We start from the raw sequence: 12,039 nt of genomic DNA on the forward strand, positions 1-12,039 counted from the left end.
AACATTGGCTCTAGGATAAATAGTTCGGCGGCCAAATGGCACTAATTTTTACAAAAACGGCCTCTAAACCATAGTGGTTGGAGCAGTTTAGCGTTTTTGCATAAATTGACTTTGTTCTTGAATGAGTCGCTGAGTATATTCATGCTGTGGTGAAGTAAATAAGGCTTCTGTGGTTGTTTTTTCAACCATATGACCATTTTGCAACACCATGATTTTATCGCTCACATGTCGGATAATATTGAGATTATGCGAGACAAAAATATACGATAATCCCATCTCTTTTTGCAGCTTTAATAGCAGATTAATAATTTGAGATCTAACCGATAAATCTAAAGCTGTTAGTGCTTCATCTGCAATAATAATTTTAGGGTTAAGCATTAAGGCCCGCGCAACAGCGACTCGCTGTTTTTGCCCTTCTGAAATCATGTGTGGATAAAACTCTGCGTGTTCTGGTAATAAGCCCACTTTTCTTAAGGTTTCAATCACCAAGGTTTTACGCTCTTGTGAGTTTAGCTGAGTATTAAACCGTAAGGGTTCTTTAAGCAAGTTACCAATCGATAAACGTGGGTTTAGCGAGGTCGTTGGGTCCTGGAAAATCATCCGGATCAAACGACAGCGTTGTTTTAAATTACGTGAACCTAAGGCTTCACCTTCAAAAAATATTTCGCCGCCACTGCGTTGTTCTGCGCCCACGAGAATTCGGGCTAGGGTACTTTTACCTGAACCAACAGTCCCTACAATCGCTAAGGTTTCACCACGACCCAGTTCAAATGAAACTGGAGATAATGCCTGATAGTATTGAGGTTTAAAATGCTTGTAACCAGTTAAGTATTGTTTACTTAAGTCGGTAACTTTAAGCAATGGCGTCGTCATCTTCTTGCTCACTTTGATAAGGGAAATGGCAGGCGAAATAGCGGTCTTTTATATGTTCAAGATTAGGTTGTTTTACACATTTTCTCTGCGCTTCTGGACAGCGAGGACCAAGTCGACAACCGGCTGGTAAATGTTGTAACGACGGTGACGATCCTTGCAATGTGGGCAAGGTTGCCTTGTGACGCATTTTCTCAGTGTGGTCAGGCAGGTTTTTTAATAATGCCCGAGTATAAGGGTGATAGGGCATTGCGACCATTTCGCTCACAGGTCCAGATTCCATCACCTGACCACTGTACAAAATCGTTAAGTTATCACACCAATGCACCATGGTTTCAAGTTCATGACTTACTAATAAAATCGACACATTTTGCAGTTGGTTGAGTTGCGATAACAACCTAAAAATTTGCGCTTGGGTATTGACCTCCATGGAGTTGGTCGGCTCATCGGCAATCAATAATTTAGGATGATTCGCTACCGCCATCGCAATCATCACTTTTTGACATTCACCTTCGGACAATTCCCATGGATAACATTTCATCAGCATTCTGGGCTTCTTTATGCCAACTTTGTGAAGCCATTTCTGGGCATTTAAATAGGTATCATGTCCACGGCGCCAAAAAGGAATGTTTTTGTTGGGCACCATAGCTTCGATTAATTGACTACCTATGGTTTTGACTGGGTCCAAACTGCCTGACGGATCTTGGAAAATCATTGCCATTTCGCTACCCATTAGGTTACGTCTTTGTTTGGCGCTCATTTCTAATAGATTTTTTCCATCCCACATCATACGATCGGCAATAATATGCCAATTAGGACCGAGCACGCCTAATATTGCTTTGGCTAATAAACTGCGTCCCGAGCCTGATTCACCTACCAGCCCATGGATCTCTCCGGGATTGATGGTCAAACTGACTTTTTCAAGCACTTTTACTGTGCCCTCAGGGGTATCTAATTCAATGGTGAGATTACGAATATCAAGTAAAGGCATAGGTTAATTTCTTATCGGTGCAAGCGCAGAACGTAAACCATCGCCAACTAAGTTGACCGATAATACGGTAAACAAGATTGCGACACCCGGTATAGTAACCGTCCAAGGGGCGAGTAACAAATTATCCAGCCCTTGTGCGACCATCGCCCCCCATTCTGGACTCGGTGCTTGAGCTCCAAGGTTTAAAAAACCCAATGCTGCGATATCTAATATTGCTGCTGATATGGCCATTGTGACCTGAATAATTACTACATCCCACACATTTGGCATAATGACATACCAAAAAATTTGCAATGAATTTGCACCATCTAATTTTGCGGCAGTAACATATTCTTTTTGAAGCTCTTCATGCACAGCGAGATGGATCGCGCGTACAAACTGCGGAACCATGGCAATTCCAACGCCCCAAAACACGTTATTAAGCCCAGGTCCCATTACGGCAACCACTAAAATAGCCATGAGTAACGAAGGGATAGACAGCAAAGCATCAAATAAATGACTTAAAATACTCGATTTAATTCCGCGCATCATTCCTGAAAGCGAACCGATAATAAAGCCAATAAATAGCGACGCGGCAACAATAATTAATGACATGCCAAAGGTTAATTGCACGCCGTGTAAAATACGACTAAAAATATCACGTCCTAGATCGTCGGTGCCGAGAAAGTGTTCTACAGATCCGGCAGGATCCCAAGATGGCGGCAACAGCAGTACTTGTTGGTCCTGCATTTCGGGTGAATATGGCGCAAGCAGTGGCGCGAAAATGGTGAGTATTAATAAAAAAATCACTGCCCACAAACCTATCACGGCAAAAGGATTTGCCGAAAATGTTTGCCACATCCGCCACATAGGAGAGGCTATATGGTCTTCTTGGTATATCTTAATTCGAGGCATACAATTCCTTTCTGCTCATTGGATTGATTGCTGTATGCAGTAAATCAATTAAAATGCTTAAGAAAATAATTAATAATGAGACAGATAAAATACCCGCTTGAATCACAGTATAATCGCGTTGATAAATGCCCGATGCTAGCCAACTGCCGACTCCTGGCCATGAAAATATAACTTCAACTACAATGCCATAACTGGCAAATGAGCCTAACATTAAGCCAATACTTTTTATTACCGGAATTAAGGCGTTGGGCAATACATGACGAAACAGAATTTTAGCCGTGTGTAAGCCTCGTGCTTCAGCGGCGCGAATATAGGTTTGATTCATCACATTTAAAATGGCTTGTCGAGTGATCCTCACGACCAAGGTAAAAGGCAATACTGCTAAGGTTACTGCCGGTAATATTAAGTGCAGCAATGCATCATGAAATGCAGGTATCCGATATGTCGACTCGGATAATAAGGTGTCTATCAACATAAACCCTGTGACGGGTTCTATTTCGTACAGTAAATTAATCTGTCCTGAAATAGGCAACCAGCCAAGATTGACCCCAAACCACATGGATAAGCTTAAGCCAAGCCAGAACACTGGGATAGAATAGCCGGTTAAAGTAACAGCTAAAATACTATTCTGCAGTGCTTTATTAGTGCTTAACGCGGCGAGTATGCCGATAGGAACACCAAAGAACACCGCAATAAAACCAGAAAATAACGATAATTCAAAAGAGGCTGGCAATACCGCTTCTAACTCTTCCAATACTTCTTGCTGTGAGTTACTGGAAATACCAAAGTTACCTGATAAGCGTTGGCGCAAGTAAGCGGTAAATTGCAGTAGTTGGTTATCTTGTAATTGGTAATCCTGTTCAATTTGCTGTTGTTGTTCAATCGTTGGATATTGGATACCCGAAAGTGAATACGCTTTACTTACAGGAAACTGCCCCGATGCCATAAATAATACGGCTATCATTATCAATGATGTAGCCATAAACAGGGTTATGCGACTAAAAAGGTATCGCCACATTTATTCGCTTCCCTCTATTATTTGGGTTGTTTTAGCAAAAGATATACCGCCATAAGGCCTAATTTGCATGGTAGTGATATTGTTCTTTTTTAACACCACTTTTTTAGCATGAGCGAGCGTCACCATCGGAACTTGATCGCTAATAATGGCTTCCGCTGATTGATAAAACGCTTTACGTTCAGGTTGGGTCGACACGCTCTGAGCTTGAGTTAATAGATGTTCGAAGTCTTTTTGGCACCAGCGAGAGCGATTATTGTTAGATGCTAACGCTGCACAACTCAGTAGCGGAGTGAAAAAATTATCAGGGTCACTATTATCGGCATTCCAACCAATGAGAACCGAATCATAATTGGAACTGGCTAGCTTCTGTGTGAACACACTCCAATCATAGCTAATGATATTCAGCTTTACCCCAACTCGGGCTAAATCTGCTTGGATGAGCTCAGCTGTTTTCAGTGCACTCGGGTTATATATTCGCGCTACAGGCATGGCCCACACATTAATCGATAAATTAGACACACCTGCTTGTTTAAGTAATTCCTTGGCTTTTTCAGGATTATATTCATTGGGCGATAAATTTTTACTGTAAGCCCAAGATGCTGGTGGTAACACCCCCGTCGCTTCTACTGCGGTATCATTGTACACCACGTCTAGAATGTTCTTTTTATCAATAGCATGTGCAAGGGCTCGTCTTACTCGCACATCATCCAACGGTGGTTTTTGAGTGTTGAAGGCCCAAAATGCGACGTTTAGTCCAGGTTTGGCATCAACAATAATATCTTTATGTTGATCAAGCACGGCTAACTCGCCGGCTTTGGGTAGTGCTGACACACTGCAATCACCGGTAATTAATTTGGCAATACGTGCGGTGCTTCTGGGAGTGATATCAAACACTAATTGATCGATCTCAACCGTGGGGCCCCAATAAACAGGATTCTTTTTATAACGAATATATTCGTTCTTCACATATTGGCTTAGCTGGAAAGGACCCGTGCCGACGGCGTAATAATCAATATCTTCAGGGGTGCCCTGGACTAAAAGCTGATAGCCATATTCAGCCGATAACACAACGGCAAAATCAGTAGCGAGATTAGATAAAAAAGATGCATCTTTACGCACTAAATGAAAGATAACTTGGTAGTCATTTACTTTTTCAATATTGTCGATTAACTCTGCAAATCCAATGCTTTGAAAAAATGGATAACCAGTTCTACTGACTAAATGGTAGGGGTGGAGCGGATCTATAATACGGTTAAATGAAAACAATACATCATCTGCATTAAAGTCTCTGCTGGGACTAAAATGGCGTGTTTTATGAAAACTCACATGCTCACGCAAGGTAAATTGATAACTTAAGCCATCGTCAGACACCTGCCATGATGTCGCCAAACCGGGTGTGATAACGGCTTTTTCTTGGCTGTAGTTAACTAAACGGCTGTAAATTTGGTGAGAAGTGGCATCAATAGTGGTTCCTGATGTCACAAGCTGAGGATTAAAGCTTTCTGGATTACCTTCACTGCAATATACCAAGCCAGAAGGCAATTGAGCCTGTCCGCACGCAGTCAACATGATGCTGGCGAGGCATAAAGACATCAGCTGATACCAGCGTTTTACAATAACAGGCATAGTGTGATCATATTTTTTCGATTTTGAAGGTACATTTTAACAGTGTTCATTGCATTGGGGCAATGAGCATGTCCCACCTAGAATCAGCTCTTGTCGAGTAAGTTGTACTTTTTCAAAATTCCGCGCAGTTGATGATAGCTTAAACCTAGTAAATCTGCGGTTTTTTTCTGATTATACTGGCCTTCAGCTAACGCGCGTTGTAATAATTCTATTTCGCTTTTTTCGGTATATTCTTTAAAATCTATTGGAAATTCGATGCTATTGAGCAACACTGATGCATCTGTTTCAGTACTTGGCGCTTGGTGTTCTGTGATGATGTCTGCAACATGTTCAACTGGCGCCGATTGACGCTCGCGGGTTTTGATTCGATTAACCGGACGATAGGGCGATGCAAACGGGTCTAATATAATATGATCAATTTCTTGGCCATCAGCCCCTTCACGATACACACTTCGCTCAACAACGTTCTTCAATTCGCGGATATTTCCAGGCCAGCGGTGCATCATTAATTGTTCTATCGCGAGTGGACTAAATCCACCAAAATACTCTAGTGATAGTTGTCTTGCCATACTAATCGCAAAATGTTCTGCCAACGGCATAATGTCTTCGGTTCTATGCCTTAATGGGGGCAAGGTAATCACATCAAAGGCTAAACGATCGAGTAAATCTGCTCTAAACTCACCATTGTCAGCCAAGGTGGGTAAATCTTCATTGGCGGCACAAATAAGCCGAACATCAGATTGAACCGTTTTACTGCCACCAACCCGTTCAAATTCACCATATTCGATAACACGTAATAATTTTTCTTGGATTAATCCAGATGTGTTGGCTAACTCATCTAAAAACAGTGTGCCACCGTCAGCGCGTTCAAAACGGCCTTCATGTCGTCCTTTTGCACCAGTAAATGCACCAGACTCATGGCCAAACAGTTCACTTTCTAGTAAATTTTCACTCAGTGAAGAACAGTTCAATTTGATAAAGTTTTGATCCCAACGAGGCGATAAGTAGTGTAATCGTTCAGCAATCAATTCTTTGCCAGTACCGCGCTCACCAATGATGAGTATAGGCTTTGATAATGGCGCAACTTTAGACACATGTTCTAATACTTCAAGTAAAGCATTAGATTGGCCGATGAGATTATCTTGCTGGAATTGTTTGCTCACAGTTAGCTTACTCGCAAAATTGTTGGTGAATTCGACTAATAATTAGTGAAAATCATGATAAATGGCTTAAGTAATAAATGAAAGAAAAAGTTAATTTTTTGTTTAAACGATTGATATTATTGTATTTGGAAATGTTGGCACGTAATGTGTAATACCTATTGCGACATCCATGTTAACTTTGAGGAACACATTATGGGAATTTTCTCTCGCTTCGCCGATATCGTTAATTCAAATATTAGCGCAATACTTGATAAAGCAGAAGATCCAGAAAAAATGGTCCGTCTTATCATTCAAGAAATGGAAGACACACTTGTTGAAGTTCGTTCAACCTCTGCAAAAGTATTAGCTGAGAAAAAAGAATTACTTCGCCGAATTGCTCGCGTTCAAGAGCAGGTCCAAGATTGGCAAAATAAAGCTGAGTTAGCACTATCCAAAGATCGTGAAGACTTAGCAAAAGCAGCCTTAGGTGAGAAACAAAAAACGGTTGGTTTATTAACCAGTCTTGAAAACGAGCTACAAGTTGTTGAAGAACATGTTGCCCGTTTAAAAGACGAAATAGCCCAACTTCAAGAAAAACTGAACGATGCTCGAGCTCGTCAAAAAACCATTATTATGCGTAAGCAAACTGCTACTTCACGTCTTGAAGTAAAGAAGCAGCTTGATTCAAGCAAAATTGATGATGCCATGATGAAGTTTGAACAATACGAGCGTCGAGTTGAAGGACTTGAAGCACAAGTAGAATCATATGATTTAGGTAAAAAGAACGTCCTTGCTGACGAGTTTGCAGCATTAGAGGCAGAAGATTCTGTCAATGATGAATTAGCAGCATTGAAAGCAAAAATGAGTGCAAAAGCACAACCTAAATCGAAAGCGTAAATTTATTCAGAGGTGAGTTATGGATATGGATCTTCTTATTGCACCAATTATCATCTTTATGGTGGTTGTGGCACCTATCTGGTTGGTTCTTCATTATCGCAGTAAGCGACAAGTGAGCCAGGGGCTCACCGAGGAAGAATTCAATCAGCTTAATGGTCTAATCGCTAAAGCAGAAAAAATGAGTGGTCGCATCGAAACATTAGAAGCGATTTTAGATACTGAATCACCAGAATGGAGAGCAAAACATGAGCTCAGCTAATGGTCGTACCCTATACCGCAACCCAAAAAGTGGTAAAGTGGCTGGGGTGTGTTCAGGTCTTGCTGATTACTTTAACTTTGAGACATGGCTAGTAAGAGTGATTGCTGTGTCGATATTGTTACTGGGTGGGACAGGGGTCGTGTTGGTTATTTATATCGCATTATGGATGATATTAGATATTAAACCACAAGACCTAGAACACAAGGAACAGTACAAAGATATTGAAATTAAAAAGAAAGTTTGGCAAGCAGGTGAGCCTGCAAAGCAAGCATTGTTTGATGTTAATCGTCAATTTAATGGATTAGAAGTCCGATTAAGACGACTCGAGGAACATGTCACATCAGACAATTTCGATCTTAAACGCCAAATCAATAGTCTTTAATTCTTCTAATGGGCGGTTATCCGCCCTTGTTCTTTAGGGGGGCCATCAGCCATCATGAGATTTTTAGACCGTTCTTTGTTTCGTGTCACTCAAACCGCGCAATCTTTGGTTCATCGCAGTACAGATCGTCATGTCAGATTAGCCGTTACTGGGTTATCAGGAGCAGGAAAAACAGCTTTTATCAGTGGTTTAGTCAATCAGTTATTGCATGCCGGTAAAAGTGCTAAGCACAATCCGCTACCCTTGTGGCAAGTCGCACGTGAAGGTCGGTTAATTGCCGTTAATCGGGCTATGCAACCTGATTTAGACATTGCCAGTTTTGATTATCAAGGCGCAATGAATGCATTAAGCTCATCACCTCCTTATTGGCCTGCTTCGACCAAAAATATTACTGAATTACGTTTAGCGATTAAGTACCAGCCACAACAAGGTTTGTTAGCTAAATTTACCCATACCGCAACCTTGTATGTTGATATTGTTGATTATCCCGGTGAGTGGTTACTTGATTTACCTATGCTTAAACAAGATTTCAGCCAATGGTGCTTATCACAACAAATTAATGTGTCATGTTTACGCCACTCACCTTTATTCAGTGCATTTAATCAGGCTGTAGAACAGTTAGACTTAAGTCAATTAGCTGACGAGCAGCAACTTAAACACATTGCCGATTTGTATCAAATCTTATTGGTTGATTTGGTACGACAACAGGGCTTTTACCACGCGCAGCCTGGGCGCATGTTATTACCAGGAGAGTATGAAAATACTCCATTATTGACATTCTTTCCCTTGCTTAGTTTAAGTCCTATTGAGCACACAGAATTATCAGCAAGCTCAAGTGACTCAAACTACCACGTTCTTAAACGCCGTTATGATCAGTACTTATCACAAGTGGTTAAGCCTTTTTACCGCGACTACTTTTCTCGATTTGATCGTCAACTAGTATTGGTTGACTGTTTAAACGCACTTAATCATGGTCAGGCACAATTTAATGACATGGGGCGTGCGTTAAACAGCATTATGGAAAGTTTTCAGTTTGGCCAATCGAGCTTAATTAAACGTTTATTTTCACCACGGATAGATAAAGTGTTATTTGCTGCCAGCCAAGTAGACCGAGTGACCCGTGATCAGCAAAGTCATGTGCTTAGTTTGTTAACCGCCATGCTGCAACAAAGCCAGCATTATGCCAACTTTGAAGGCAGTGAAGTTGAAACCATGGCGATAAGTGCCATTAAAGCCACTCAGCACGGGATGGTTAATATAGCGGGGGGTCAACAAGAAGTGGTAAAAGGCACTGGGCTTGATGGTAAGCAAGTCACTGTATACCCAGGAGATGTACCTACATCATTACCCGATGCTCAGTTTTGGCAACAACAAGGCTTTAGCTTTAGTGCTTTTCTACCGCCCAACTTGAGCCATATGCATGATAATAATCCGCAATTCGAACACATTCGTCTCGACCACCTGTTGGAGTTTCTATTAGGCGATAAATTATCTTAATAGTTTTTATTTTGAGAATAAATGTGAGCATTAGTTATGAATGAACCTACACGCAATTCGCCGATAAAGAAATCGCAATTATTTACCGAGTCAGACCTTATTGTGGCAGATGAAACTCATTCTGCTGAACAAACTATTAAGCCGACTAAATCGTTTGAAGAAGTTGATTTTATTTGTGAGCAATCACTAACAGAATTACCAGCATCAATGGAAGAAAGCATTCAACCTCCAAAATCAAAGCGTTGGTCGCTACTGGCCAAACTGTCAGTATTTGCTTTGGTGCTATTGGTTGTAGTGCAAACCGTGATGGGCTTAATTGATTCTTTGCAGCAAAGTCCATGGCTATTTGGTTTTTATGCCGCAGTGCTGGCTATTGTGAGTTTGTGGGCATGTGTGATTACCCTCAAAGAATGGCGCAAATTAGTTAATCTTAAAAAGGTCAGCGATCATCAAGCTAAAGCTGAACGATTGTCACTAAGTATGCAAATGGGCGAGGCCAAATCATTTTTGGCACCAATATTGGCAAAATATCCTAATAACCAGGCTAAACAACAATATTTACAAGCCTGTAGCCATGAACATAATGATGCTGAGATTGTATTATTATTTGAAGATATTGTGTTGTCCGAACGTGATTTACTGGCCAAGAAACGTGTTAACCGCTTTGCTGCTGAATCGGCATTACTATTAGCCGCAAGTCCATTAGCTGCTTTGGATATGGCTATTATTTTGTGGCGAAATCAAAAAATGATTAATGAAGTTGCTGCAATTTATGCGGTGGAATTGGGGTACTGGAGCCGTATAAAACTGATCCGTAGCATTGTGACTAATATTATTTATGCAGGCAGTACCGAGGTGATTACCGATTTAGGAACCCAATTATTATCAGTAGAAATGACTGGTAAGTTATCTGCCCGAATTGCACAAGGGCTTGGTGGTGGTTTACTTACCGCACGGCTAGGTTATCAAGCGATGACCTTGTGTCGTCCCATTGCCTTTAATAAACACAATAAGCCTAAATTATCACATGTACATCAGCATTTACTGGGCGAATTAAAGCAGTTTACGTCGTCAATGATGTCTAAAAGTAAATCGAAACAAACTCAAACAGTCGACAAGAGTGAATAAAAAATATGTATTTTTTTTGAACAATTCGATTTTATTGACTACATTTAGCCTCCGATCCGCAAACGGTAAAGCGTTGCGGATCTTTCGAGCTTGGTAATGGAGAAGGACAACATACCAGCAAATCAAGGAAAGAAAGGAGAATCGAATGAAATCATTGACTTTAACAGCAGTGTTTTTAGGGGCCTGCTGCTTGCTCAGTAGCCATACCTATGCAGCAGAAACGGCTAAGACGATGGCCGAACCCACAAAAAAAGTGACCAAAACGGTTGAGACAACATCAACCAAAATGCAAAAGATCAATATAAATAAAGCCAGCGCAGAAGAATTACAAGCGCTCAAAGGTATTGGGCAAGCCAAAGCACAAGCGATTGTGGATTATCGAACCAAAAACGGTAAATTCACCGATGTGCAACAGCTCACTTTGGTTACAGGTATTGGTGATAAGTTAGTTAGCCAGAATGCCGAGAATATGAGCTTCTAGGCTAGATGCTCATTCACACTAAAAACGGAAGCAATGGCTTCCGTTTTTTTATGCAAAGCTAAAGTCATCTCAGTAAAAACTAAAATCTAGCCTTATGTCAGCTGATTATTGAGCGTTGAATGCTTGGCCATTTGTACCAATAGATTCATTACCCATCAAAAATAAATAAGTAGGCATGATTTCTTGTGCTGTTTTCAATGTCTGTGGATCTTCACCAGGATAAGCTTTTGCGCGCATTTCAGTGCGAGTCGCACCTGGGTTAATACTATTGGCTCTTACGGAAGTGTTATCACATTCATCGGCTAAAACTTGCATCATGCCTTCGGTAGCAAATTTAGAAAAAGCATAAGGTCCCCAATAAGCACGCCCTTTACGACCCACACTGCTTGAGGTAAAGATAATTGAGGCATGTTCACTTTTGCGCATAATCGGCAATAACGATTTGGTCATGATGGCTTGAGCGGTGACATTCACTTTTAAAATGGTTTCAAGAGAGGTTAAATCAATATGCTCAAATGGCCCTAATGCCCCCAATTGTGACGCATTATGCAATAAGCCATCTAAACAACCAAACTGTTCAGCAATGGTGTCTGCCATATCAATATAATTCTGTTCAGTCGCACCTTTCATATCTAAGGGCACAATAGCTGGTTTTGGATATCCAGCATTCACTATTTCATCGTATACATTTTCAAGTTTTTTGACCGTTTTACCCAGTAAGATAACGGTTGCGCCGTGTTTCGCGAACTCGATTGATGCTGCACGGCCAATACCGTCTCCAGCACCAGTAACCAAGATTGTTTTGTTATTCAGTAAATCTTTTGTCGCTTGATATTCCAACATGATTAATTATT

General features: G+C 41.0%; 13 protein-coding genes. 6 read left to right on the plus strand and 7 right to left on the minus strand.

The window, feature by feature from the left end:
* Positions 1-87: 87 nt before the first annotated feature.
* From H5164_RS03000 to pspF, 6 genes are all read right to left on the minus strand, one after another.
* Positions 88-873 (minus strand): ATP-binding cassette domain-containing protein, encoded by a 786-nt coding sequence (locus tag H5164_RS03000; RefSeq protein ID WP_124016413.1) that lies wholly within the window; start codon positions 871-873, stop codon positions 88-90.
* A complete protein-coding gene (locus tag H5164_RS03005; RefSeq protein WP_124016414.1) occupies positions 854-1,861 on the minus strand; it encodes an oligopeptide/dipeptide ABC transporter ATP-binding protein in 1,008 nt (335 codons plus the stop codon). The genes H5164_RS03000 and H5164_RS03005 overlap by 20 nt, the downstream gene beginning before the upstream one ends.
* A gap of 3 nt (positions 1,862-1,864) precedes the next feature.
* Positions 1,865-2,755, minus strand: a complete 891-nt coding sequence (locus tag H5164_RS03010) for an ABC transporter permease subunit (RefSeq protein WP_124016415.1) — start codon at positions 2,753-2,755, stop codon at positions 1,865-1,867.
* Positions 2,742-3,773: an ABC transporter permease subunit gene (locus H5164_RS03015; RefSeq protein ID WP_182754684.1), complete on the minus strand. Its 1,032-nt coding sequence runs from the start codon at positions 3,771-3,773 to the stop codon at positions 2,742-2,744. The genes H5164_RS03010 and H5164_RS03015 overlap by 14 nt, the downstream gene beginning before the upstream one ends.
* Positions 3,774-5,399 carry an ABC transporter substrate-binding protein gene (locus tag H5164_RS03020; RefSeq protein WP_182722131.1) on the minus strand — a complete coding sequence of 542 codons (1,626 nt, stop codon included), beginning with the start codon at positions 5,397-5,399 and terminating at the stop codon, positions 3,774-3,776.
* 83 nt (positions 5,400-5,482) lie between these two features.
* A complete protein-coding gene (gene pspF / locus H5164_RS03025; RefSeq protein WP_182722132.1) occupies positions 5,483-6,562 on the minus strand; it encodes a phage shock protein operon transcriptional activator in 1,080 nt (359 codons plus the stop codon).
* A gap of 192 nt (positions 6,563-6,754) precedes the next feature.
* Here pspF and pspA point away from each other — a divergent pair, with 192 nt between their 5' ends.
* From pspA to H5164_RS03055, 6 genes are all read left to right on the plus strand, one after another.
* Positions 6,755-7,438: a phage shock protein PspA gene (gene pspA / locus H5164_RS03030; protein WP_124016419.1), complete on the plus strand. Its 684-nt coding sequence runs from the start codon at positions 6,755-6,757 to the stop codon at positions 7,436-7,438.
* Between the two features lie 19 nt (positions 7,439-7,457).
* Positions 7,458-7,697 (plus strand): envelope stress response membrane protein PspB, encoded by a 240-nt coding sequence (pspB, locus tag H5164_RS03035; protein ID WP_124016420.1) that lies wholly within the window; start codon positions 7,458-7,460, stop codon positions 7,695-7,697.
* A complete protein-coding gene (gene pspC, locus H5164_RS03040; protein ID WP_124016421.1) occupies positions 7,684-8,079 on the plus strand; it encodes an envelope stress response membrane protein PspC in 396 nt (131 codons plus the stop codon). Before pspB ends, pspC begins: the two co-directional genes overlap by 14 nt.
* 54 nt (positions 8,080-8,133) lie before the next feature.
* The gene (locus H5164_RS03045; protein WP_182754686.1) at positions 8,134-9,576 is read left to right on the plus strand and encodes a YcjX family protein; all 1,443 of its coding nucleotides are present in this window, start codon (positions 8,134-8,136) and stop codon (positions 9,574-9,576) included.
* Between the two features lie 36 nt (positions 9,577-9,612).
* Entirely contained in the window at positions 9,613-10,704 is a 1,092-nt protein-coding gene (locus H5164_RS03050; RefSeq protein WP_182754688.1) for a TIGR01620 family protein, read from the plus strand.
* Positions 10,705-10,849: 145 nt separating this feature from the next.
* Positions 10,850-11,185, plus strand: a complete 336-nt coding sequence (locus H5164_RS03055) for a ComEA family DNA-binding protein (protein WP_182697022.1) — start codon at positions 10,850-10,852, stop codon at positions 11,183-11,185.
* 105 nt (positions 11,186-11,290) lie between these two features.
* Here the strand turns inward: H5164_RS03055 and H5164_RS03060 are convergent, their stop codons facing one another.
* Positions 11,291-12,028 (minus strand): YciK family oxidoreductase, encoded by a 738-nt coding sequence (locus H5164_RS03060; protein WP_124016425.1) that lies wholly within the window; start codon positions 12,026-12,028, stop codon positions 11,291-11,293.
* Positions 12,029-12,039: the final 11 nt, after the last annotated feature.

The organism is Shewanella sp. SG41-3 (genome assembly GCF_014164545.1).
Lineage (GTDB): Bacteria > Pseudomonadota > Gammaproteobacteria > Enterobacterales > Shewanellaceae > Shewanella > Shewanella vesiculosa.